The organism is Bradyrhizobium sp. Arg237L (genome assembly GCF_029990105.1).
Classification (GTDB): domain Bacteria; phylum Pseudomonadota; class Alphaproteobacteria; order Rhizobiales; family Xanthobacteraceae; genus Bradyrhizobium.
Genome location: NZ_JAQMIL010000053.1, coordinates 24,909 through 49,121, shown reverse-complemented (window position 1 = coordinate 49,121; position 24,213 = coordinate 24,909). Strand labels below are relative to the sequence as shown.

Genomic DNA, 24,213 nt, shown 5'->3' with positions numbered 1-24,213 from the left:
GCGGGCGGAGCGGGTGTCACCTGATGTGTCCTCCTGCTGAGAGAGAACCCGATGCTGAACTACGGCTCAGACTTTCGCGCCCCCCAGTCCCGTCGCAAGAGCCGTCGCGTCGCATTGCTGGCGGGGGCGAGCGTCATTGCGCTGACCTTCGCGCCCTCAGGGGCGTCCGCAAGGCCATTGGGTGGCGCGACGCCGACGCCGTCGGCGGCAGCCATCGCGGCCGCGCAATCGACGCAACAGGAAGCCGCGCGCGCTGCGAGTCAGTCCTCCGATGCGCTCAAGCGGGCCACGCTCGCGATCCAGGCCCAGCAGGCCAGTCAGCAAGCGGCGCGTGATGCTGCGCGCGCCGCAGCGAATGCGTCTTCGGTCCCCAACGGCTTGGGCGTGGATGGACTGCAGCGGGCGGCCGGTGCTGTTCCGGGGACCGACCTGTGGCAGGGAGCCAACCTGCCGACGCAGTTCACGGACGGCGATCGCGTCAAGGTCAATATCGGGCAGACCCAGCAGAAGGCCATTCTGACTTGGGACACCTTCAATGTCGGCGCCCGGACCGATCTCACCTTTGACCAGCGGGGCAACCGCGACTGGGTGGCGCTCAACCGCGTGCTCGGCCCAGACGGCAGGCCGAGCCAGATCCTCGGCAGCATCAAGGCCGATGGCTCGGTCTATGTGATTAACCAGAACGGCATCATCTTCGGTGGCGGAAGCCAGATCAATGTCGGCGCGCTGATCGCGTCGACAGCGAAGATCGATCCACAGAAATTCCTTGATAACGGCATCTACTCAGCGCAAAGCGGCTCGACCTGGACGCCGAGCTTCACCGATGCGGCGGAGTTTCTGGGCCGGCGCGAGGGCGCTGGCAAGGTCGAGGTGAAAGCCGGCGCGCAGATCACGACGCACGCTCCGGCGGAAGTGACGCAGGGCGGCGGCTACGTGCTGCTGATGGGCGGCGAAGTCGTCAATGCCGGCGCGATCACGACGCCGCTCGGCCAGACCCAGCTCGCAGCCGGCGACGCCTTCGTGTTGCGGCGCGGCTACAGCACGGAGGAGAATCAGTTCTCGACCACGCGCGGCAACGAGATTGCGCCGGTGATCGGCAATGCGCCGGGACGGGTGACCAACACGGGGATGATCTTCAGTCCGCAGGGCGACATCACGCTGGTTGGCCGGACCATCGAGCAAAATGGCATCCTGGTTGCGTCGACGTCGGTCAATACGCGCGGCACCATTCATCTGCTCAACTCTGCGACCGACACGCTCGGCAGCATCACGCTCGGCGTCGGCAGCATCACCACGATCATTCCGGAGCTCGAGAGCCGGGAGACGGCGCTGAACTCGCAGCGCGACGGCTTGATCGCTGCTTCCGACGAGGCAAATCGTCTGCGCGCGCAAGCCGACTTCGGCGTCTTCAACAATCTATCGAAACTCGCCGACCGGCTCGACCAGTCGCGGATCGAGATCGTCACCGGCGGCAATGTCGTCTTCAAGGGCGGCGCGACGTCAGAGGCGGGCTCGCTGACGGTTGCTCAGGGCGGTCAGGTCGCCGTGTCGGCGGGGGGCCGCATCTTCAACGAGAGCGGATCGATCATCGACGTGTCGGGTGTGCGCGACGTGCCGCTGGCGATGTCCGCCAACAACATCCTGGTCAATATCCAGGGCTATGAGCTGCGCGACTCGCCGCAGAATCGCGACAACAATTATCTCAAGAACGCGAATGTCTGGGTCGACATCCGCGACCTGGTCTACGTGCCGGCCGGCACCGGCGGCTATGACAGCGACCGCTACTACACGCCGGGCGGTCTGCTCGAGGTCGGCGGCTATCTCGCCAATGCCAGGCACGGAATCGGCGAATGGTCTGCGCTCGGCGGCACCATCACGCTTTCGGCAAACGAGGTGATTGCGCAAGCCGGTTCCGTCTTCGACATTTCGGGTGGCTCGGTGCGTTACGAGGGCGGCTATATCCGCACCACAAACTTCCTCGGATCTGACGGACGGCTCTACAACATCAACGATGCTCGCGCCGACATGACGTTCTATGGGCTCGGCCAGGGCTTCATTCGCGAGAGCAAACGCTGGAACGTCACCGAGGTCTGGACCAGCCCCCTCGGCCGTGGTCGAGAGAGCGTGCGCTGGGAGGACGGCTACACGGTCGGCCGCGATGCGGGCCGATTGATCCTGTCGACACCGACCGCGATCTTCGAAGGCGATATTCTTGCCGATGTCGTCCAAGGCGAGCGGCAGTTCACCGCGCGGCCAGACGGTATTGCCGACGGTTATAAGGCTGCACAGAACGTCGTGGCCCAGGCCGGGCAGCTTCTTGTCGGCACCTATGGTTCGCTCGGCCGCAGCGGCGTACATGACACGCAGATCGTGATCGGGGACGTGGCGGACAGCACGGGAAATCTCGAAGTCACCTCCATGCTTCCGGCTGACCGCAAACGAACGCTTTATCTGGATGCTGAGAGACTTAAGGAACAATCCCTCGGCAGGCTCGATCTGGCTACGGCTGGCACCATCGCTGTAGAGAGCGACCTCACGCTCGCCGATGGCGGCTCCCTGGACCTCACAGCCCCCACAATCGACATCCGCGCCACCATCACCGCGCGCAGCGGCAGCGTGACGCTGACCAACGCGCTGAACATGGTGGTCGCAACAACGGGCGACACGTCCATCCTGCCGCTGCTGCCGGCGAGCGGCCTGGCATCCATCACGCTGGGGTCGGGCTCCTCGATCGACACGCGCGGCCTGTGGACCAACGCGCTGCTCGATCCCGGCAAGCTGTCCGGCCTCGCCTATATCGACGGCGGCAACGTCACGCTGAAGGCCGGCAACGTGACGCTCGAACCCGGATCGCGCATCGATGCGTCGTCCGGCGGCGGCATCCTCGCCAACGGCAAGACCAAAGGCGGCGCCGGCGGCGACGTCACCTTGATCGCCAATACGGCTGCCCCTGGCGTCTCCAACAAAGGCATCACCGGGGGCGGCCTGGTCCTCGACGGCACGGTGCGCTCCACCGGCGTCACCAAAGGCGGGACGCTGACGCTGGACAGCGGCACCGTCATCGTCATCGGCGATCAGAGCTACGATCTCGGCACGTCGATGGTGGCCGGCGAAGTTCTGCCGGTCGATGTGATCCTGACCAAGGACGTCGTCTGGCCGGCAGGCGCGCCGCTGCCGGCTCCCGCGACCCTGACCGTGACGAAGACGGTTCCGGCGGGAGTCCTGACCGACGACCTGTCGCTTACGGCCACGACCACCAATACTTTGCTGGTGACCGCCGATCTGGTCGTGGCGCCGGGCGGGTTGGGTTCCTTGTCCAGCATGAGCTACCAGACCTCCAGTGGAGGCTCTGCCACTATCCTAAACGGCCTGGGTGGAACCATTCCGGCCGGAAGCAAGCTCCGGGTCGCGGTCACCTTCAAGGCCGGCCTGGTCACAGTGGGCGCGGCAGGGCTGAGCATCACCGGGCCCACCGTCTTCAACGCGGGCGATGTCGCGCCCTCGGACGTCACCTTCCTCGCCGGCACCCGGCTGGCGCAGAACAGCGTGCTGCCGGTGGCGATCTCCTTCCAGCCGTTCAAGTATCTGCATCTCGCGCCCGATCTTTTCAGCAGCGGCTTCTCCGGCTACAACGTTCAGGGCGGCGCCGGCCTCGTCGTCGCCGATAACACGGCGCTGCGTCCGGCGATGCCGGTCTATCGGTTCGGCGCGGCGGCCTACAGCACGCCGACCGGCGCCGATCCGGCGTCCGCGCTGGAATTGTGGACGCCGCCGCTCTTCATCGAAAACCCCGCCACGGCGACGCTCACTCAGCGCAGCGGCGTCGATCTCACGCTGGCGTCGGCCTACACCGACATCGTCACGAGCGCCGGCTGGATGTATGTCGGCAAGGGGGCGTCGATCGAAGTCGATCCGGGCCACAGCGTCACGCTGTCGAGCGGCGGGCAGATCACGGTCGAGGGCAGCATCGTCGCCCCCGGCGGCGCCATTTCCCTCATCGAGACCTATCTGGGAACTGGCCTGGTCCGCAACAGCGGCCCTGTCTACACATCGTTCCTGATCGGCGATGGCGCGGTGCTCGACGTGTCGGCGCGGGCCTATACCGCCGTCGATTCGCGTGGCCGCCGCTACGGCGTGGTGCCCGACGGCGGAACCATCACCTTCGGCCGGCTGGCATCGAGCGCAACAGACGATGCGGGAATCGCCGCGGCGGCGGATGCGTTCATCATTATCCAGCGGGGCGCGCTGCTTGACGCCTCGGGCGCCAGCGCCACGCTCGATCTGTTGACTGGCACGGCTCATAGCCCGGCCTTCGTCGCCAGCAACGGCGGCGCGATCTCGCTCTCGTCCTATGACGGCATCCTGGCAGAGGGCACTTTGCGGGCCTTCTCCGGCGGGACCGGCGCCGCCGGCGGCTCGCTGTCGCTGATGATGGAGACGCCCTTCTATGGCTATGGCGGCGGCAGTTTCGGCGCCACGGTTGCCCCGAGCGTGCAGGTCGGCAGGACTCTGACCATCGGCCAGTCCAGCGTGCCCGGCGCCATGCCGGCGGGGGCCGATCCGCGCACCGTCAAGCTGACCGTGGGGCAGGGCGGCGTCAGCGCCGATGCCATCATGGCCGGCGGGTTCGACAGCATCAGCCTTGGCGCGCGCGCCGGCGTCATCTTCGACGGCGATGTGAATCTCAGCGCCGGGCGAGCGATCACGCTTGCGGGCGGTGCACTCTATGACACTGCCGCCAACGGCGCAGTCACCCTCAACGCGCCCTATGTCCTGCTCGACGGCCTGACCGCACCGACCCTGTCAGGCAACACGGCGATGCCGTCGAAGCTGCCGGCCTCCATCACCGGCACGACCGGCGCCGGCTTCGCCGTCGCGGCCGATCTGATCGATGTGCGCAACGCGATGGCGACCCATTTCGCCGACACCCGCCTGAGCAGCGCCGGCGACCTGCGCCTGCTGGCCGGCACTTTGACGAGCATCGCGACGAACGCGCTCACCAGCTTCAACGCCGCCGACGGCAATCTTACGCTGACCGCCGCGCAGATCTATCCCGTGTCCGGCGCCAACACCTTCGTCCGCGCCGGGGGCGTCACGACCGACGGCATCAACTACACCTATCGTCCCGGCGCCACGCTGACGATCTCCTCGGCCGATGGCGTCGTCCCGGATCTGCCATACTCTGTGTTCGGCGCGATCTCGCTGCTGGCATCGAACGTCTACCAGGGCGGCGTGGTGCGTGCGCCGCTGGGCTCCATCACCATCGGCATCACGCCGATGCTGCCCACCGATCCCGATACCTATACTGAGCTTCTTCCCGGCTCCATCACCTCGGTCTCGGCCGCGGGTCTCGTCGTGCCCTATGGCGGCACCGTTGATGGCGTCGACTGGAAGGTGAACGGATCTGCGCCGATCACGGCCAATCTGCTGACCGGGCAATTGAGAATTGGCGGGGCTTTCTACACACAGGGCGTCACCCTGAACGGCACCCGGGTGGTGGGCGATGCCGGCGCGAGCCTCGACCTCTCCGGTGGTGGCACGCTGACGGGAGCTGGCTTCATCTCTGGCCGCGGCGGCTCGGTGGACGTGCTGACCACGGCGCTTGTCACCGCCAATCCGGCCAACACCTACAGCAAGGCGAGCGACAAGGTGTACGCCATCGTGCCGGGCATCGTCACCGCGCCCGTGGCGGGCGGCTACGCCAGCAAATGGACCGGCAGCGTTCCAGGCATCGGCCAGCAGATCGCCATCCCCGAGGGCGTGCCGGGCCTGCCGGCGGGCACCTATACGCTGCTGCCAGCCAACTACGCGTTGCTGCCCGGCGCCTTCCGCGTCGAGCTTGGCAGCAAGGGCTCCGGCATCAATCTGCCTTCCGGCGCGACTGGCCTTGGCAACGGCTCGTATCTCGTAGCGGGCTATGAGGGCGTCGCCAACACCATGATCCGGGACTCGCTGGCGACGCAGGTGATCGTCACGCCAGGCGCAACCGCGCGCAGCTATTCGCAATACAACGAGACAGGCTATGCCGGCTTCCAGCTCGCGCAGGCGGCGACTTTCGGCACGCTGCGCCCGCTCCTGCCGGCCGACGGCAAGTTCCTCACCATCCAGCTCGGCGCGCTGTTGTCCGGCAGCAGCAGCGATCGGGCGCTGGTTTTCGACGGCGACGCCGATTTCACGCCCGCTGCCGGCGGCTACGGCGGCAGCCTGATCCTGTTCACGGCCTCGAACCGGAAGCTGGCTACCGTCACGGATCCCAGCACGCCGAACATGCTGGAGATCGTCGCCGACGGCAGCACGACCCTGCGCTCCACCACCGTGACGACAGTGTCCGCGTCGTCGATCGAGGCCATCGCCGCACCCAATCTGTATCTCGGCGGCGCCCCGACGTATTTTGCGGTGAACAATACAGAGCCGGCCATCGGTTTCAGAGGCGGCGGATATGCTTCCGGGTCCGTGCGGATCGCCAATCCCCTCACCGTCGAGAGCAGCGTGACGCTGCGCGGCGCGCGGGTGTTCCTCGCCGGCAACACCGTCACGCTCGAGGATGGCGCCGTCATCGATACGCGCGGATACGGCGTCCAGGCTCCGGATTCCTCCAGCGGCTTCGGCTTTCAGAACGTAATCGCCGCCTCCTCCTCCGAGTGGAAGACCTCCCTGCTCGTCGTCTCCAACGGCGACCTCGTGCTGGACGGCAGCAAAAGCGAGTACGCCGGCAACATCAGCATCGGCAATGGCGTATCGCTGCTGTCCGACGGCACCATCGGCTTCATCGCCCAAACCAACCCGACCTTTGCCGGCACACCGAATCTCGCCGCCAAGACTCTGGCGCTGGCGGCGTCCTCGATCAATATCGGCACCGACGCTTCCATGGCAGCGGCCCCGTTGCCTGCCGGGCTCAACCTCAATCCCGGTTGGCTCAGCGACCTTTTGACCAATGTCGCTAATCTCAATTTGTCGGCCAGCAACTCGGTCAATTTTTATGGTGCGATCGATCTCGATTTCGGCGCCGAGCGCACCCTGGCTCTGACGACCCCGGCGATCTACGGCGCGGGCAGCGGCGACGCCATCCTCAAGGTCGGCACACTGGTTTGGAATGGTGCGGCGAACGGGTCGGCCAGCGCCACGCCCGGGGCGATTGCGAGTTCGTCCGGCAGACACGGCTCCGGCTCTGGCACGTTCACCGTCAACGCCACGGACATCGTATTCGGCTATGCCAAGGGCAGCCTGCCCGACGCCTCGCTCTCGCTCGACCGGCTGATGCTCGGCTTCTCCTCGGTCGCCTTCAATGCGAGCAACAGCATCAGCGTCAACAACAAGGGTACGCTGTCGGTCTATCAGAGCGGGGCCGATCCGGCGACGATTTCCGGCGGCTACAAGGCAGCGAGCTATTCGGGCAGCGGCGGCGCCTTGAACCTCAACACACCGCTGCTCACCGGCGAGGCCGGCTCCATCCTCAAGATCTATGCGGGCGGCAATGTCTCCGTCACCGGCACGCCGTCCTCGGCGAAGCCCTCGGCGCTCGGCGCGGAGATCGGCATCGTCTCGCGCGGCGCGGTCAATATCGATACCGCCATTTATCTTCCCAGCGGCCGGTTCAGTGTCACTGCATCGGGCGACATCACGCTGGGCGCAGCGAGCCGCATCGACCTGTCGGGACAGGCGATGCCCATGTTCGACGTGACCAAATACAGCTGGGGCGGTGACGTGCTGCTGGAAAGCACCTACGGCAATATCGTGCAAGCCGCCGGCTCGATCATCGATCTTTCGGCGATCAACAACGATGCCGGGATGCTGACGCTGACCGCGACCGGGACCTCGAACGGGCAGGTGACGCTGGCAGGCGCGCTCAAGGCGAGCAGCGGCGGCGGCTTCAATGGCGGCTCGTTCGACATCCGCGCACAAAAGATCGGCGGCGATCCGACCAATCTCTCCGTCGATTTCGCAACGCTGAACGCCGTGCTTGATGCAAGCGGCTTCACGCAAGCACGCAGCTTCGACTTCAAGCAGGGCAGCCTCGTCATCGGCTCGGGCCAGACGGTGAAGGCGCATCATGTCACGATCTCCATCGACGGCGGTTCGCTCACCGTGAACGGCACCGTAGATGCGAGCGGCACGCGCGTCGGCAGCATCATCCTCGCTTCGCGCGACGACCTCACCATCAATGGCGTGCTCGACGCCCGCGGCACAACGCTGGACACGGACAGCAAGGGCGTGGCCATCGCCGCCAACAACAGCGCCACCATCGACCTCACCACGAAAAGCGGCACGCTGGTGCTGGGCTCGGGCGCCGTGCTCGATCTCTCCACGCCCGGTGGCACGGCCTATGGCGAACTGACGCTCAACGCGTCACGCTCCGGTGAGACCTCGGGCGATGTCAAGGTCAGCGCCGCAGGACCGCTTGCCATCCGTGGCGCGAAAAGCATCTATCTGAACGCCTTCTGGACCTACGACCTGCCCGCCGGCAGCACCGTCACGCAGGCGACGCTCGATGCCTACGACGTCGTAAGCAAGGCGTTCATGGGGAACGCCTATAGCGGCAATGCGCTCAACGGCACCTTGCAGGCGAAGCTCGCGGGGCTCCTGACCGACTACGCCTCGGCCTTCCATCTGCGGCCCGGCGTGGAGATCACCTCCACCGGCGACCTGAATGTCTCGATGCCCACGGCCGCCGACGGCTCGGGTGGCATCGATCTCGGCGGTTATCGCTACGGGCCGAATGCGATGGGCGACGGTACGGGCGAGCCGATGGCGCTGACCATCCGCGCCGGCGGCGATCTCAAGGTCAACGGCAGCATTGCGGATGGGTTCAAGAGCATACCCGGAACGCCATCGGTGATCGGGGGCACTTTCAACATTGCGTCGAATTCAAACTATGTGGACGGCGACCTTTTCGGCCTCGGCGTCGGAATTGACTATTATGCTTGGGTTGGTTCGTCGACGACTCTCTACTTCGCGGAAGAATGGACCGTCCCGGACGATCTTCTCTATATAGTGGCGGGCGGCTTCGATACCCACTTGGGAAACTATGCACCGGGTCAAACAATCCCTGCAGGGACCGCCTTCACGCCGGACTACGTGGTATTTGAGAGCTCCGTCGCGTTGCCGCTGCTGGCAACGAGTTTCGTGCAAGGCACTCCGAACAGTCCCGCAACCTCCGCCCTTGCGCCCAGGCAGGCGCCGGGAACGCAATCGGCCTCGATCCGCCTCGTCTCCGGCGCTGATCTCGCCGCGGCCTCGACTCGCACGCTGACGGCGCAAAGCGTACTCGCCGGAAAGGGTAACCTGACACTCAGCGACCAACACACCGGGACCGTGAACGGGGCCCCGGTCGTCGCCGCCAGCGTGCTGCGCACCGGCTCCGGCGACCTCGATCTTCTGGCCGGTGGAAACTTCGATGCGAGCTCGATCTACAATGTCTCCACCAACGGCGAGAGCGACAATGATTCCGCCGATCTGACCATCAAGGCGCAGGGCGACCTGTCCGGACAAATCCTGTCCCCCAAAAATGTCACCGCGACCCAGCGAACCAGCTCCTTCATCACCAACTGGCTGAACGGAAACCAGGGGACTACCGCCTATTACGACGGCTTCACCGGCTTCGGCGCGCTCGGCGGTGGCCGGGTCGCCATCGACGTCGGCGGCGATGCCGGGCAGGTCACTGTGATGACGAGCGACAGTTCCACGTATTACAGCACGGGGCTGGCTGTCGCGGCCACCAGCGGCGACGTCACGGTGAACATCGGCGGTCGCCTCAATCCCAAGGGCAACGCGGTGCTGGGTTCGTCTCTCGTTCTCGCCCCCCCTGACATCAATCCCGATCTCAATGGCGTCTTCACCGCCTTGCGCGGCGACCTGAGCATCAAGGCCGGCGCCATCGGCGTGTTGCCCCTGGTTTACGGCCTCAACGAGATCAACGATCCGCGCGGGGTCAATTACGCGTCGGCCGCCTTGGCGATCCCGAAAGGTGCGATCACCGTGGTGGCCGGCGATGGCGCCACGTCGCTTCAGGCACGGGGCGATCTGACGCTGGGGACCATCGGCGCCAGCCTGACCGCCGCCTATTGGACGGACACCACTTCGGTCTCGCTGTTCTCCGCTGGCGGCAATCTCACGCCGATCACCGCCACCAGCCTCATCTCCGTCTCGGCGAACAGCTATCGGGCAATGCAAGCCGGCGCCGAGACATATAACCTGCAATTGCCGCCGATCTTCAAAGCGGTGGCCGCGAGCGGCAGCATCTATTATGGCGGCATCTTTTCCAACAGCGCGGCACGGGAACTGCCGGTCGCTTTCCGCCTCGAGTCCTCGCCCTACGGCGCGCTCGAACTCCTGGCCATGGATTCGATCTACGGTGCCAGCACCTCGGGGAGGTCAGGACTGCCGCCGGCGCGCTGGGAGATGCAGTCGAACACCAGCCTGACCCTGCATGACGGCGATACCGATCCGATCCGCGTCTATGCCGTGAACGGCGATCTCGTCAACATCGTGCTTGGCTCGTCCTACTCCACCGTCGATAGCGGCGTGACCGCGACCACTTACAACGCCGCCAAGGCCGCGCGCGTCATCGCCGGCGGCGACATCGTGAATTTCGGCCGCGCCGGCGCCGTCACCGACAGGTACTTGTCGGGTACCGCGGGGCAGTTCCCCAGTGTGATTTTGAACACCAACGACAATGACGTGTCGGTGATCAAGGCGGGCGGCAACATCTACTATCTCAACGTCAACGTCGCCGGCCCCGGCTCGCTCGAAGTGACGGCGGGTGGCAACGTGTATCAGGGCGACAAGGGCTCCATCGTCTCCATCGGCCCGATCGCTACCGGCGATACGCGGCCGGGGGCCTCGATTGCCATCACCGCGGGTGCAGGCCAGGACGGTCCGAACTATGAGGGTCTGTTGCCCTATCTCGACCCGGCGAATCTCGCGGTTTATGGCACGCCGCTGGTCGACCAGCCCGGCAAGGTCGCCAAGACCTATGAGAAGGAATTGGCCGCTTGGCTGCAACAGCGGTACGGCTTTGCGGCGGCGAGCGACGAGGACGCGCGCGCCTACTTCGCGGGTCTTGCATCGGAGCAGCGCGCGATCTTCCTGCGCACGATCTATTTCAACGAGCTGCGTGAGAGCGGCCGTGAATATACTGGCAAGATCGAGAGCACCCGTCTCGGCTCCTACATCCGCGGCCGGCAGGCGATCGCGGCGCTGTTCCCGGATGTGGAAGCGATCGGCAACCCGATCTCATATGCCGGTGACGTCACCATGTTCTCGACGCGCACCGGCACCACGACCAGCGACGGCTCGCTGCGCACGCGGCATGGCGGCGACATCCAGTTCCTGGTGCCGGGCGGACAGATCGTGGTCGGCGTCGAGGGTGTGGTCCCGGGGCCGATGCCGGTGTGATGACGCAGTTCGGCGGCGACATCCAGATGTATTCGCGAGATTCGATCCTGCTCGGCCTGTCGCGCATCATGACCAATTTCGGCGATGATATCTTCGCCTGGTCGGCGGAGGGCGACATCAATGCCGGCCGCGGATCCAAGACCACGATCGGCTACACGCCGCCCAGACGCGTCTATGACGACTACGGTCACATCTCGCTGTCGCCGAGTGTGCCTAAATCCGGTGCGGGCATTTCGGCGCGCAGCGCCATCCCCGGGGTCGATGATGGCGATATTGATCTGCATGCCCCGCTCGGCACGATCGATGTCGGCGAGGCGGGCATCGCCGGTCGGAACATCAACGTCTCGGCGCTGCAGATCATCAACGCTGCGAACATCTCTGCGCGGGGCAACGTCACCGGCGTGCCGACGATCCAGGCGCCGAACATCGGCGGCTTGACTGAGGCGTCCAACACCGCCGGGGCTGGTCAGCAGGTGGCGAAACCGACCCGGACGGAGTCTGGTGAGCGGCCCTCGATCATCATCGTCGAATTCCTCGGCTTCGGTGGAGGTGATGGTGAGACAGAGAGCGGACCATCAGGCGATAAACGGGCGCGCCGTAGCAGCTTGGATAGCTACGATCCCAACAGTGCGGTCCATATGCTCGGCAACGGCAGGTTGAGTGAGGAGCAGAAGAGGAGGTTAACCGAGGAGGAGCGGGATCGACTGAATGCATTGGCAGCTCAGTCAGGCTCTCTCTAGACCTCGGCCTTTTTTGGTCGCTGTTTCACGGTCTCCTCAGATGCCGGCGTCCGCCGGCGCTGAGCGCCGGAGTCGCCATAGACTGACGGCCGCGCCTACGCTTGAAGCCGCAAGTCACCTCGAGCGTTAATGAACTTCGGCCTGTTGCAGTTGCTTCAGCCGTTCGTCGGCCTTGCCCTTGCCGGCCTGCTGTTGGGCGAGCCTGTGGCATGGACGATGATTGGTGACCGGGCTAATTGTCGTCTGCGTGGCCTTTGCCCGGAGGTTTGCGGGGTGTTGGCCTCTCGCGGAAGTGAAAACCATCCATCAATGTCGAGCAGCGGGCTCCGATTTTCAGGCTGTTTTGATCGTCGGCGACAGGCACGCCTGCTGCGTCGTGAGCATCGGCACATCGCGTTCCGCAAGCTGATGTATTTCGCCGCCGGGGCGCCGCTGGACACTTGCATTGGCCATGTGGGCGGTGCTGAGCTTGTGGATTCTCGACGGAAAAAATGTTTGCGAGGTCGGCGCGGCCATAACCTAGGTTAGGCGGGTCCGACCGCATCAGCGCGGATCGACCTGCGCGAGCCATAAGAACTTCGCGTCGCACGCTGCGTTGTCCGGTCGAACGGTCAGGTCGAAGGAGGAAAGGAGGCACCAATGATTGCAAGCCATACCAGGACCAAGGAAAGCGAAGCGCACACCACCACCGATCACGAGCTGATCCGCGACTGGGTGGAAGAACGTGGCGGCCATCCGGCAACGGTCAAGGCCACCGAGGAGCACGGCGCTGCCGGAATCCTGCGCATCGATTTCGCGCCGAAGGACGAGGCACTCGACGAGATTGATTGGGACGAGTTCTTCCGCAAGTTCGACGCCTCTGAACTGGCGTTCCTCTACCAGGATGTGACCAGGGAGGGTAGGCCGAGCCGGTTCCACAAGTTCGTGCGCCGCTCGCCTGGCAAGAGCTAAGAACGGATCGGGTGGTCCTGGACCGCGACAAGACGCAACTTCCCTGTTTGGCTTTGCGCCTACGGAACGGGCATCGAAGCGGCAAATGCTAAAGGCTGGCGGATTTCAACAGCCGGCAATCGAGGACTACGCAATTATTGGAGATTGCCGGACGGCGGCTTTGATTTCGCGCGAGGGATCGCTCGATTGGCTATGTCTCCCTGATTTTTCTAGCGCCAGTGTGTTTGCTCGTCTGCTCGATCAACGCGGGGGACATTTCTCGATCAAGCCGCGCTCAAGGTTCACGACTAGGCGCCGCTATCTTCCCACCACCGCAGTCCTGGAAACAACCTTTGAGACGGATAGTGGCGCGGCGCGGCTCACCGATCTCTGCCCCATTGTCGACAGCCTGAGTGCGCTTGAGCCTATGCGGGAAATCCTGCGCGTGATCGAAGGCATCGATGGCCGCGTGGATCTGGGGATCGAATTTGCGCCGCGCCCGGATTACAGCCGCACGAAACCTGCGGTTGGTCGGATTGCCGATGGCGTCTGGACATGCGGCTGGTCGAACCAGTTGCTTCTTCTCAATGGCAGTCTCGGCTTCATCCAGGATGGAGAAGCGTTGCATGGAGTGGTCAGTACGGCCCGCGGCAAACGCGAATACCTGAGTCTTTCTTACACCGAAGGCGACATCGGTACGATTGCGCCGCTGGGTTCAGCAGCTGACACCCGTTGCGAGCGCACCATTGCCTGGTGGCGCGACTGGAGCAAGGCTTGCCAATTCGAGGGGCCGGAGCGCGGTACTGTCCTGCGAAGCGCGATAACGCTTCAGGTTGCAAGCTCGACCGGACCGAAGCTCGAATGCTCGCAAGCCTCGGTCAAACGGTCTGCAAGCGATGGCGGGAGCCGGACAGCGCCGCCGATGTCGGCCGCGTGATCAATCGGGTCGCCGCCGAAGGGCAGGATGAAGGCGCCGCCGCGATGGGCTTCGGGCACGCGCTCAACTCCCAGCGCGCGATGGAAAATCTGGCGTCCGGCCGTCTCGGCCAATACCGCAAGCACTCCGGCTGGGATGAATGGGCGGAGCAGTTTCCCAACGAGCAATGGCTGATGGAGGCCGTATTTCGCCGCGCCGGCGAGGCGGCGGCGAAGGCAAAAGCGCCACGAAGGAATAGCCGGCTCGCGTGCGGAGACGAATTCATGCGCCTCGCCCAAGCGCGTCGTCCTGTTGTTGCCCGATGCCGATGATCTTTGAAAAGACTATCTTGCGTCATGCCCCTAGCATGTCCGCATCAAGGCCGTCATGAACGCGAGACATGAACACTCCCCGCATTGAAAACAAGCGCGCTTCCACCAGCGTGCGGTCGCCGATCATCGTCAATCAGCTTGGCGCAGAAGTTCGCGCGGCGCTCGTCGATCACTGGTCGCGTCCGCTGATCATTGACCATCCTGCCGATCGCGCTGCGTGGGAGGTCGCGCCCGAAGCTGACGTGCTGCTGACGCGGCCGCTGGCGGGCTGGAACAAGGCGCCTGGCGAAAAGCCCGCCGGCTGGCCGTTTGGCCTGCGCTGGATCCAGACCGCATCCACGGGCATCGACTTCTTTCCGGCGTGGCTGCTTGACGGCCCCGTGGTGACGGTTGGCCGCGGCATCTCGGCCGATCCGATTGCAGAATATGTTCTTGCGGCAATTCTCGGTTTCGAAAAGCGTATTCACGCCATCCGCCCGCGCAACCGCGCGGAATGGAAGATCGCTCCGTTGGGATCGCTCAGCGGCAAGACGATCGGTATCGCGGGTTTCGGTGCGATCGGACGTGCCGTCGCCGAGCGGGTCAAGCCGTTCGGCGTCAACATCAGCGTTTTGCGGCGCTCAGCCTGGCCGTTCGTGCTTCCGGGTATCCAGCCCGTGGACAGCATCGAGCAACTCGCCGAGGCTTCAGACCATCTCGTCCTGGCACTGCCGGCGACGACGAAGACCGCGCGTCTGATCAATGCCGACGTGCTGGCACGGGCCAAGACATCGCTGCATCTGATCAACGTCGCGCGCGGCAAGATCATCGATCAGCAGGCTCTTCTGCAAGCGCTCGATCACGGACGGATCGCCGGCGCCACGCTCGATGTCACGGATCCGGAGCCGCCGCTCGATGGCGATCCCATTTATAACCATCCAAAGGTCGTGCTGACCCCGCACGTCTCATGGACGGGTGGCGAGGACGTCAAGCGGCTGGCCGACAAGACGCTGGTCAATCTCGACGCCTATGCGCATGGCGTGGCGCTGGCCGACATCTTCGACAAGACTCTCGAATACTAGAAAAGGAAGCGCAACAATGAACAAGGTCGTCGAGAAGCCAAAGAAATATTCGCTGGTCGAGCGGACGCCGGCGGCGACGTTCGAGGAGGAGAGGTTGCACCGCAAGCAGCGTCTCGCCGCGACGTTCCGGCTGTTTTCTCGCTATGGCTTCGATCAGGGCCTCGCGGGCCATGTCACCGTTCGCGATCCGGAATTTCCCGAGCGGTTCTGGATCAATCCGCTGTCGAAGCATTTCAGCCAGATCAAGGTGTCCGACCTTCAGCTCGTCGACCACGACGGCAATATCCTGATCGGCGACAAGCCGATCAACCAGGCCGGCTTCGTGATCCACTCCGCGATTCATGCGGCGCACCCCGAGGTGATCGCGGCCGCGCATACCCACTCGACCTACGGCAAGGCCTGGTCGGCGCTTGGCCGCCTGCTCGATCCGCTGACGCAGGATTCCTGCGCCTTCTATGAAGATCACGTGCTGTTCGATCCGTTCTCCGGCGTCGTGCTGGAGGCGGAAGAGGGCCGCAAGATCGCACAGGCGCTGGGATCGAAGAAAGCCGCGATCCTGCAAAATCACGGCCTGCTGACGGTGGGACCGACCATCGAAGCTGCGGCCTGGTGGTACATCGCGATGGACAATGCCGCGCGCGCCCAGCTGCTCGCGGAGGCCGCCGGCACGCCGAAGCCGATCCCGCATGAGGTCGCCAGCCTGACCGCGGGTCAGGTCGGCACGCACAAGGGCGGCTATTTTAGCTTCCAGCCGCTTTGGGACTGGATCACCGAAGCGGAGCCGGATCTGTTCAACTAGAAGTACCGCGCGAGCCGGGCCGCCAGCTCCGCGCATTGCTGCCGGATATCGGGCACGGCGATGATCTCCCAGAACGCGGCCCGCGTGAGCGGGCCGATGGCGTAGAGACGCCGCGACGGAGATCCATGCTGGTCGACGATGGCGCATTCAGGCGTGACCTCGATGCCGATCCTGAGCGGATCGATCCGCGCAAGGCCGTTGTTGAACAGACTGCATATAGCGGGATTGTTGCTGGCGCCCGGGTCCTTGACGATGCCCGTGCAGTCCACGATTGCGCCGACCTGAAGCTCGGACGGCTCCCTCTGGCCGCGCCTGCGATAGCTGACGCGTGCGCCGCTCTGGTTCGGTGTGACGGTGGCGAGCTTGCCGGAGATAACGGTCAAGCGTCCGGCCGCAAGCGCCTCCGTAATGCGGGTCTCGACCTCGGGCGCTGTGCGATGGCGATGGACGTCCCACCAGGCGCGCGCGTGTTCCAAAAATCTGCGCCGTGATTCCAGCGGCAACTCCTGCCAGAGCCGCTGGGTGTGGGGCCGGATGGCGTCGATCGCGCTGCGCCAGTCGCCACCCTCGGCGACATGCGCTTCGATACGGCGGCGAAACCAGTGCAGCAGGGCGCCGATCCGGGCGCCGAACGGAATTTCGTTCTCGGCGAGACGCATCGGATCGACGCGGCGATGGGCTCTCGGCAGCAGTCCGCGCCGCGACAGGGCGACGATCTGCCCCCGGTGTCCATGGCGGAGCAGGGACAGCACGTAATCGACCATCGACAGACCCGTGCCGAGGATCAGCATGGTTGCGTTGCTGTCGATGCCGGCAGCAGTGGGAGCGATCCATGGGTCGACATGGCCGGGCAGGTGCGACGCCGCGGCGTCGTGCCCGGTCGCCAGAACGGCCATGGTGCCCGTCAGCCGTGTTCCGTCAGCGAGCAATACGGCGATATCGGAGGGTGTTTCGCGAATTGCGATGCACTCGTTCTGCAAGATCGTGAGGCCCCGCGTTCCGTCGCGGGAGGTCAGTGGCGCGATCAGGTCGGCGAGATAGGCCCCGTAGGTCTGGCGCGGAACGAAGCAGTATGGATCAGAACACATCGGCCCATCGGGCCGTGTGCACAGCCAGTTCCAGAAATGCCCGGGATCATCAGGCAGCGCGCTCATGTTCGATACGCGCACGTTGAGGAGATGCTCTGGATTGCCTGCATGGTAGGCAAGGCCACGGCCGATCTCGGACCGCTTCTCGATCAGCGTGACACGAAGATCCGGCGGAGAGCTCTGCAGGAGTTGAAACGCCATCAGGGCGCCGCTCGCGCCCCCGCCGATGACAATCGCGTGCCGCCCCTCCGGACCCATCGTGCCGCCCCCGTTTGATCGGTCGGTCAACGTCGCAGGACCGCGATTGGTTCTACGGCCCGATTACGGTGATAGTCGGACAGCTCCCGTGATCGTTGTCGCGGCGGAGGAGAAGTAATGTTTCGTCTGCCGCAATGGGCGTTTGTGGAATGATTGTATCGGCGCAGACTGTTGCGGTCGGTCAGAGCTCCTTGCAGACGCGATTGATCAGCGCGATGAACCAGCGCAGCGCCGGGTTGGCCGCGGCGCGACGTGTGTGGAGCAGGTCAATGGTGAAGGCCTCCACATCATAGGGAACCGGAGCGATGGACACGCCGGCGCTTGCGGCGAACCGGCGTGCGATGCGTTCGGACATCGTCGCCACAAGATCGGTGCCGGCGATCGCAAACGGCACTGCGACGGCATGCGCGAGCGTGATGGCGGTCCGGCGCTTGTGCCCGTGCCGGGCGAGCATCGTATCGATCGCGCCGGGGTGCCCGTCGCCTCCCGCCGATGAGAACAGCGCATGCGGAAGGCGCGTGAAGTCGTCCCTGCTCAGCTTGGCTTTCCGCCTGGCGCGCGCGGAGTCGCGGATGCAGACGAAATTCTCCTCGAACAGCATGCATCGCGTGATGCGCGTGGAGGCGGGCAGATGGCCGCCGATCAACGCGTCGATGTCGCCGTGTTCGAGGCTCGTAACGCTTGTCGCGGCGTCGATGATTGGCCGCACCACGAGATCGATACCGGGCGCCTCGCGGCGAAGCGCGGCGACCAGCGGTGGCACGACGATGAGGTCGCCGTAATCGGTCACCGCAATGGAGAGACGACGCTGAGCCGTAGCGGGATCGAAATCCGATCCGGGTGCCAGCACTCCCCTGATCTGTCCGAGTGCGTCGCTGATCGGCCGAGCCAGCGATAGAGCCTTGGCAGTCGGTTGCATTCCAGACGCCGATCTCACGAACAGATCATCGCCGAACAGCGCCCGAAGGCGGGTCAAGACGCTGCTCATGGACGGCTGCGCGAGGCCGACGCGTTCGCCGGCGCGGGTCACATTGCGCTCCTCCATCAGCGCCTCGAAGGCGACGAGGAGGTTGAGGTCGATGGAAGCTAAATTCATTTGAGCAATGATAGTTATATCAATAATCGATTTCAACAATGTCGCGAAATCTGCTCTACGAGATGGAGGACCGGATTGGACGAGGCGTATGCGATCCTCTCTCCTGCGCCTCATCCCGCGCGGACCGACATTGCTGGCGCTCGGCGTCCTGCTCGGGCTTGTGTGCCCGGCCCTGGCAGACCTCGTCCGTCCGCTAATGCCGATCACGATCTTCGTGATCGTGCTCGGAACGCTGTTGCGCGTCGATGGTGAGGCCGTCGTCGCGACCCTGCGGCAGCCGTCGCTGTCCGTGCTTTTGCCGGCCGTCGTCATGGTCGCCTGTCCGCTGGCGATCGGCGTTGTCGGTCATACCCTCGGTCTTCCTCCGGAGTTCGCGCTTGCGATCGTGCTCGCCGTCTCGGCGCCACCGTCGAGCGGCACCGCCGCGGTCGCTCGCATGCTCGGGCTCGACGGTGCGGTGCCGCTCGTCGTGACGGTGTTGTCCATGGTGCTTGCTCCGGTCACGGTCCCTCTGCTTGCAGGCTGGTTCGGTGGGCTCGAGATCAGCGCCCTGGAACTCGCGATGCGACTGGCGCTCTTGATCGGCAGCGCCGAGGGCGTTGCCTTCCTGCTGCGCCGGCATGCCGCGCCGGTTCTGGCAGCACGTGGCGTCGTCGTCGATGGGATCATCGTCACGGCGCTTGTCCTCTTCGCGGTGGCGACCATGGCCGGCATCCGTGCGCAGATCGCGGCGGACGTGGCGTCCGCAACGTTCTGCCTCGCGCTCGCCTTCGGCTGCAATGTCACTCTTCAGGCCGCAGGCGCCATGCTGCTGCCCGGAACTCTGCCGCAGCGACTGACGGTCGGGCTCATTCTCGGTAATCGCAATGTCGGGCTGGTCTGGTCGGCGCTCGGCGTGACCGCCTCGCCGCGTATGGCTTTATACTTCGCCGCAACGCAATTCCCGATCTACATCCTGCCGCGCCTGCTCGAAGTTTTGATCAGCCGCAACAAACGAAAGGCCAGCGCATGACCACGTCCCGTCTCACCCGCGAGCACGCCGCGAATTTTAGCGGCATCGCGCTCGGCCATGTCAGGCGCGAATATCCAAACAATGTGGACCACGCACTTGCCGAGCCGGCGGACGCCCGCACGCCGAGCCAGCTGCATCCGATCTTCTACGGAAGCTACGATTGGCACTCCTGCGTCCATAGCTATTGGATGCTGGCACGGCTGCTGCGTCGCTTTCCGGATCTTGCGGCGGCATCCGAGATCCACGCGCTGTTCGACGCGCAGTTCGTTCCCGACAAGGTCGCCGCCGAATGCGCCTATTTTGGCCGCCCGACCGCGCGCGGCTTCAAGCGGCCTTATGGCTGGGCCTGGCTGTTGAAGCTGGCGACCGAGCTCGCACTGCAATCTGATGACCGTTGGGGGCGCAATCTCGCGCCGCTGGCCGACGTCATCGCGCAACGCTTCCGCGACTTCCTGCCGCCCGCGACCTATCCGGTGCGCGTCGGCACGCATTTCAACACGGCGTTCGGCCTGCGCATGGCCGCCGACTACGCCGAGACTAGCAAGGACGAGGGGCTGGCAAAACTGCTGCGCGAGACCGGCCTGCGCTGGTATGGCGAAGACCGCGACTGCCCGGCCTGGGGCGAGCCGAGCGGTGACGATTTCCAGTCCTCGGCACTGATCGAAGCCGAGTGCATGCGGCGCCTGTTGCCGTCCGAGGCGTTCCTGCCCTGGTTCGACCGGTTCCTGCCGCGATTGTCCGAGAGGCAGCCGGCAACGCTATGCCGGCCCGCCTCGGTCAGCGATCGCACCGATGGCAAGATCGCTCATCTCGATGGCCTGAATCTGAGCCGGGCCTGGTGCTGGCGCGCGCTCGGCGGCGCGTTGCCGGAAAATGACGAGCGGCGTGCCATTGCCCACGAGGTGGCGCAAGAGCATCTCGCCGCGGGCCTTCCCCATCTCGCCACGCACTACATGGGAGAGCACTGGCTCGCCAGCTTCGCCGTTCTCGCCCTCGATGAGGCAGAATGAGCGGTGCTCTCCAATTATTCGGCAGCAACGATCAGCTGACGCCGCGGCGCATGTGCGACGTCAGTGACACCTGACGGGATCGAGGCCAGCAGCGAGCGCGTATAAGGCTGCCGGGGATCGTCGAAGATGTCGGCGACAGTCCCATGTTCGACGATGCGTCCGCGATGCATCACTGAGACGGTGTGGGCGAGCTGACGCACCAGGGCAAGGTCATGGGAGACGAACACATAGGTCAGGCCGAGGTCGGCCTGCAGCGACAGCAGCACCTCGACGATATCGGCCTGGACGCTGACGTCGAGCGCGGAGGTGGGCTCGTCCAGCACGATCACATCAGGCTTGAGCACCAGCGCGCGGGCGATGGCCACGCGCTGGCGCTGGCCGCCCGACAAGGCTTGTGGTTTGCGGGAGAGCAGGTGCTCGCCGAGGCCGACATCGGCCAGCGCCTGGCGCACGCCCTCGGCGCGCTCCTTGCTGGTGCCGATCCTGAACCGGTCGAGCGGCTCGCGGATCAGCTGCTCGACCTTCCAGGTCGGGTCAAGCGAGGTGAAGGGGTTTTGATAGATGAGCTGAAGGTGACGCCACACCGCGCGCAGCTCGTCCGGCGAGCGGCCGTTGAGCTGCTGGCCGGCGACGGCGATGGTTCCGGCATCGGGCTGCTCGAGCCCAAGCAGCAGCCGGATCGTCGTGGTCTTGCCCGAGCCGGACTCGCCGACCAGCGCGTGCGTCGTGCCGGCAGGGACACTGAACGACACGTCATCGACCGCCGTCAGCGGCTTGCCGTCGACGGTGAAGGTCTTGGTGACGGCGCTGACCTCGATCTTCGCTGGCTCGGTCCTGACGCGACGTAAGCCTCGGTCGCGCAGGTCGGCGTAGCGGTCGGGGTTGAGGGCGGGGACGTCGGCGTGCAGCTTCCTGGCATAGGCCGATGCCGGCGAGGCGAAGACAGCAGCGGTCTTGCCCGTTTCCTGGACGATACCGTCCTTGAGCACTACCAGCGTGTCAGCCTGTTCTGCGGCGATCGCGAGATCGTGCGTGATGAGCAGCAGGCTGATGTTCAGATCGTCCTGGAGACGCGAGAGCAGATCGAGGATTCGCTTCTGGATCGTGACGTCGAGCGCGGAGGTCGGCTCGTCCGCGACCAGCAGCGACGGCCGGGGCAGGATCGCAAGGCCGATGAGCACGCGCTGGAGCATGCCGCCGGAGAGCTGGTGCGGGTAGGAGTCGTAGACCCGCTGGGGGTTGTCGAGCCCGACCTGCGCAAATGTGTCCAAGATTAGCTGCTTGCGCACCGCCCTGTCGGGCTCGTCGAGCAGCGCGGCCGCCTCGTTCGCCTGGGCGCCGATCGTTCGCACCGGATTGAGCGAGTTGCCGGGATCTTGCGGCACGAACCCGATGGCCCGTCCGCGCAACGGCCGGAAGCCGCGTTCGGGTATCCTCAGGATCTCCTGGCCATCGAACGCAACGCGACCGGTGGCGTGACCGCCGCTGGGAAGCAGCCGCAGCACGGCGCGGGCGATCGTCGACTTGCCGGAGCCGGATTCCCCGATGAGGGCGAGGCTCTCACCGCGGCCCAGTTCGAATCCCACGTTGATCACAACCTGATGCGGTCCGTAGGCGACCGACAGGTCGTCGACTTTGAGAAGGGGAATCGAGCGCAGCGGCCTCGGCGCGACGAGCTCGGTGCGGATGAGAGTGGCGGTCAGTCCGTTTTGCGGAGCCATCGGCTGATCCTGTTCACGGAGAGGACGGTCGCGATCGTGACGAAAGCCGGCGCGTAGACCAGCCACGGCCATTTGAGGTAGTCCTTGCCGATCGAGATCAGCAGGCCCCAGTCGGAAGCGGGCGGTGGATCGCCGTAACCGAGGAAGGCAAGGCTCGCGATCACCAGGATCGACAGGCCGAATTGCAGCACCGCGAGCGGCAACAGCGAGCGCGACGCGTTCGGCAGCACATGCCGCAGCAGGATGTGCCAGCGCGAGCCGCCGAGTAGGAACGAGGACTCGACGAACGTCGCCTGCCTGATCTTGATGACCTCCGAACGCATCACCCGCGCGAACACGGCGACCGCCGAGACGCCGGTCGCTATCGCGGCGTTCGTGGTGTCGAAGCCGATCGCAGTGACGACGATGACGGCCAGTAGGAAGTTCGGGATCGCCAGCAGCACGTCGACGAGGCGGGCGAACACGATATCCACCCAGCCGCCGAAGAAGCCCGACAGCAGCCCGATCAGGCCGCCGGTGACGGCGGCGATGACGACGGCGATGAGCGCGCTCGTCACCGATGAGGCGGTGCCATAGACCACGCGGGTGTAGAGATCGCGGCCGAGATGGTCGGTGCCGAACCAGTGCGCTGTGCCAGGAGCGAGCAGCTTGTCAGCGGGAATGCCATTGACGGGGCTCTGGCTCGTGAACAGGCCAGGTGCGAGCGACCAGGCGATCACCAGCGCGATGATCGCGAATGACAGAGCGACGGTCGGCGGAACCCGGAAGGATGTCAGCCGGCGGCTGGCCGTAAGGTGCGCGTCGGAGACGAGGCTCATGGTGTCACCGCCTGTGGCGTACCGGCCGAGCTGTCATCGGCTGTCGTTGGGCGATATTTGGGACCGCCGACGAGTTTCACGCGCGGGTCGAGCAGGGGATAGACAAGGTCGGCGATAAAATTGACGAGCACGAACACGACTGCTGCCAGCGAGACCACGGCCTGCAGGACGGGGAGATCCTGTGTGCTCACCGAACGCTGCACCAGGCTGCCGATGCCGGTGCGTCCGAACACGGTCTCGGTGATCAGCGAGCCGCCGAGCAGCTCCCCGATGGTGAGCGCGATGATGGTGACGACCGGGAGCGACGACGGCTTGAGCAGGTGCCTCGCGAACAGTCGAAACTGTCCGAGGCCACGGCCGCGCGCGACGGCGGCGTAGTCCTGTCCGGATTCGTGGTCGAGGTTCGCGATCAGCACCTCGGCGATCTGTGCGGAGATCGGGATGCCGAGGGCGATCGCGGCGAAAAAGGTCGCCCAGAAGCTGTTGGGCGCAATCACGCGGAAGAGGCCGAGCTGGAAGCCGAAGACGTGGATCAGTACCAGACCGATCACGAAATTAGGGACCGACAGGAACAGCGATGGCAAGCCGCGCAGCAGTCCTTGCCCGAAGCGCTTGGGAAGGAACTGCGTGCCGTAGGCGATCGTCGCCGCCAGCAGCAACGCGACGGCAAAGGCTGATGACGCCAGCACTAGCGTGGAAGGGAGAACCTCGGCGATCAGAGTTGTCACCGGCCGGCTGGACCGCATCGACAGACCGAGATCGCCGGTCAGGAAATGGGAGAGCGACGTCCAGAGCTGGACCGGAATCGGCTGGTCCAGCCCCTGGGCTGCGATGATCTGTCTGATCTCGTCCTCGGTGAAGCCGTTCTGGGGATCGCGCAGGACGTTGGTGATGGGGTCGCCCGGCAGGATGCTGACGACGACGAACGTGAAGACATAGGCGAGCAGGATGACGACAAGGGCCTGGACGAGGCGCTTTGCGGCATAGCGCAGATAAGGATTACTCATGCCAGCCACCTCCTCACATCACCCGGTCGCA

14 protein-coding genes and 1 pseudogene are annotated in these 24,213 nt (G+C 65.0%); 10 read left to right on the top strand and 5 right to left on the bottom strand.

The genetic code is table 11. The features are described from left to right. Positions 1-51: 51 nt before the first annotated feature. The 8 genes and pseudogenes from OZ411_RS28275 to OZ411_RS28240 all read left to right on the top strand — a co-directional run bounded on the left by OZ411_RS28275 (position 52) and on the right by OZ411_RS28240 (position 16,172). Positions 52-11,394: a filamentous hemagglutinin N-terminal domain-containing protein gene (locus OZ411_RS28275; RefSeq protein WP_282530589.1), complete on the top strand. Its 11,343-nt coding sequence runs from the start codon at positions 52-54 to the stop codon at positions 11,392-11,394. Further along, entirely contained in the window at positions 11,394-12,134 is a 741-nt protein-coding gene (locus OZ411_RS28270) for a filamentous haemagglutinin family protein (RefSeq protein ID WP_282530588.1), read from the top strand. The genes OZ411_RS28275 and OZ411_RS28270 overlap by 1 nt, the downstream gene beginning before the upstream one ends. Positions 12,135-12,272: 138 nt before the next feature. Then, a pseudogene (locus tag OZ411_RS28265) lies at positions 12,273-12,405 on the top strand (EamA/RhaT family transporter); the annotation flags it as partial. 368 nt (positions 12,406-12,773) lie between these two features. After that, a complete protein-coding gene (locus OZ411_RS28260; RefSeq protein ID WP_282530587.1) occupies positions 12,774-13,085 on the top strand; it encodes a hypothetical protein in 312 nt (103 codons plus the stop codon). An 85-nt stretch (positions 13,086-13,170) separates the two neighbouring features. Next, positions 13,171-14,001, top strand: coding sequence for a trehalase-like domain-containing protein (locus OZ411_RS28255; RefSeq protein ID WP_282530586.1), 831 nt, complete (start codon positions 13,171-13,173; stop codon positions 13,999-14,001). Beyond that, positions 13,998-14,312 carry a hypothetical protein gene (locus tag OZ411_RS28250; RefSeq protein WP_282530585.1) on the top strand — a complete coding sequence of 105 codons (315 nt, stop codon included), beginning with the start codon at positions 13,998-14,000 and terminating at the stop codon, positions 14,310-14,312. Before OZ411_RS28255 ends, OZ411_RS28250 begins: the two co-directional genes overlap by 4 nt. Positions 14,313-14,380: 68 nt before the next feature. After that, positions 14,381-15,373 carry an NAD(P)-dependent oxidoreductase gene (locus OZ411_RS28245; RefSeq protein WP_282530584.1) on the top strand — a complete coding sequence of 331 codons (993 nt, stop codon included), beginning with the start codon at positions 14,381-14,383 and terminating at the stop codon, positions 15,371-15,373. 16 nt (positions 15,374-15,389) lie between these two features. Next, positions 15,390-16,172, top strand: coding sequence for a class II aldolase/adducin family protein (locus OZ411_RS28240; RefSeq protein WP_282530583.1), 783 nt, complete (start codon positions 15,390-15,392; stop codon positions 16,170-16,172). On the opposite strand, the gene OZ411_RS28235 is transcribed toward OZ411_RS28240, so the two are convergent. Continuing rightward, positions 16,169-17,518: an FAD/NAD(P)-binding protein gene (locus OZ411_RS28235; RefSeq protein WP_282530599.1), complete on the bottom strand. Its 1,350-nt coding sequence runs from the start codon at positions 17,516-17,518 to the stop codon at positions 16,169-16,171. The genes OZ411_RS28240 and OZ411_RS28235 overlap by 4 nt on opposite strands. Before the next feature lie 181 nt (positions 17,519-17,699). Next, entirely contained in the window at positions 17,700-18,614 is a 915-nt protein-coding gene (locus tag OZ411_RS28230; RefSeq protein WP_282530582.1) for a LysR family transcriptional regulator, read from the bottom strand. Between the two features lie 88 nt (positions 18,615-18,702). Here OZ411_RS28230 and OZ411_RS28225 point away from each other — a divergent pair, with 88 nt between their 5' ends. Then, a complete protein-coding gene (locus OZ411_RS28225; protein WP_282530581.1) occupies positions 18,703-19,626 on the top strand; it encodes a hypothetical protein in 924 nt (307 codons plus the stop codon). Continuing rightward, the gene (locus OZ411_RS28220; RefSeq protein ID WP_282530580.1) at positions 19,623-20,636 is read left to right on the top strand and encodes a DUF2891 domain-containing protein; all 1,014 of its coding nucleotides are present in this window, start codon (positions 19,623-19,625) and stop codon (positions 20,634-20,636) included. The genes OZ411_RS28225 and OZ411_RS28220 overlap by 4 nt, the downstream gene beginning before the upstream one ends. Before the next feature lie 14 nt (positions 20,637-20,650). Here the strand turns inward: OZ411_RS28220 and OZ411_RS28215 are convergent, their stop codons facing one another. The 3 genes from OZ411_RS28215 to OZ411_RS28205 are packed head-to-tail and all read right to left on the bottom strand — an operon-like array spanning position 20,651 to position 24,182. Continuing rightward, positions 20,651-22,357, bottom strand: coding sequence for an ABC transporter ATP-binding protein (locus OZ411_RS28215; RefSeq protein WP_282530579.1), 1,707 nt, complete (start codon positions 22,355-22,357; stop codon positions 20,651-20,653). Then, positions 22,336-23,175 (bottom strand): ABC transporter permease, encoded by an 840-nt coding sequence (locus tag OZ411_RS28210; RefSeq protein WP_282530578.1) that lies wholly within the window; start codon positions 23,173-23,175, stop codon positions 22,336-22,338. Before OZ411_RS28210 ends, OZ411_RS28215 begins: the two co-directional genes overlap by 22 nt. Then, positions 23,172-24,182, bottom strand: a complete 1,011-nt coding sequence (locus tag OZ411_RS28205; RefSeq protein ID WP_282530577.1) for an ABC transporter permease — start codon at positions 24,180-24,182, stop codon at positions 23,172-23,174. Before OZ411_RS28205 ends, OZ411_RS28210 begins: the two co-directional genes overlap by 4 nt. Positions 24,183-24,213: the final 31 nt, after the last annotated feature.

Excerpts from the sequence above, each read along its gene's own strand:
- OZ411_RS28275 (WP_282530589.1), top strand. The coding sequence starts at position 52 with ATGCTGAACTACGGCTCAGACTTTCGCGCCCCCCAGTCCCGTCGCAAG.
- OZ411_RS28270 (WP_282530588.1), top strand. The coding sequence starts at position 11,394 with ATGACGCAGTTCGGCGGCGACATCCAGATGTATTCGCGAGATTCGATC.
- OZ411_RS28260 (WP_282530587.1), top strand. The coding sequence starts at position 12,774 with ATGATTGCAAGCCATACCAGGACCAAGGAAAGCGAAGCGCACACCACC.
- OZ411_RS28255 (WP_282530586.1), top strand. The coding sequence starts at position 13,171 with ATGCTAAAGGCTGGCGGATTTCAACAGCCGGCAATCGAGGACTACGCA.
- OZ411_RS28245 (WP_282530584.1), top strand. The coding sequence starts at position 14,381 with ATGAACACTCCCCGCATTGAAAACAAGCGCGCTTCCACCAGCGTGCGG.
- OZ411_RS28240 (WP_282530583.1), top strand. The coding sequence starts at position 15,390 with ATGAACAAGGTCGTCGAGAAGCCAAAGAAATATTCGCTGGTCGAGCGG.
- OZ411_RS28235 (WP_282530599.1), bottom strand. The coding sequence starts at position 17,518 with ATGGGTCCGGAGGGGCGGCACGCGATTGTCATCGGCGGGGGCGCGAGC.
- OZ411_RS28230 (WP_282530582.1), bottom strand. The coding sequence starts at position 18,614 with ATGAATTTAGCTTCCATCGACCTCAACCTCCTCGTCGCCTTCGAGGCG.
- OZ411_RS28225 (WP_282530581.1), top strand. The coding sequence starts at position 18,703 with ATGCGATCCTCTCTCCTGCGCCTCATCCCGCGCGGACCGACATTGCTG.
- OZ411_RS28220 (WP_282530580.1), top strand. The coding sequence starts at position 19,623 with ATGACCACGTCCCGTCTCACCCGCGAGCACGCCGCGAATTTTAGCGGC.
- OZ411_RS28215 (WP_282530579.1), bottom strand. The coding sequence starts at position 22,357 with ATGGCTCCGCAAAACGGACTGACCGCCACTCTCATCCGCACCGAGCTC.
- OZ411_RS28210 (WP_282530578.1), bottom strand. The coding sequence starts at position 23,175 with ATGAGCCTCGTCTCCGACGCGCACCTTACGGCCAGCCGCCGGCTGACA.
- OZ411_RS28205 (WP_282530577.1), bottom strand. The coding sequence starts at position 24,182 with ATGAGTAATCCTTATCTGCGCTATGCCGCAAAGCGCCTCGTCCAGGCC.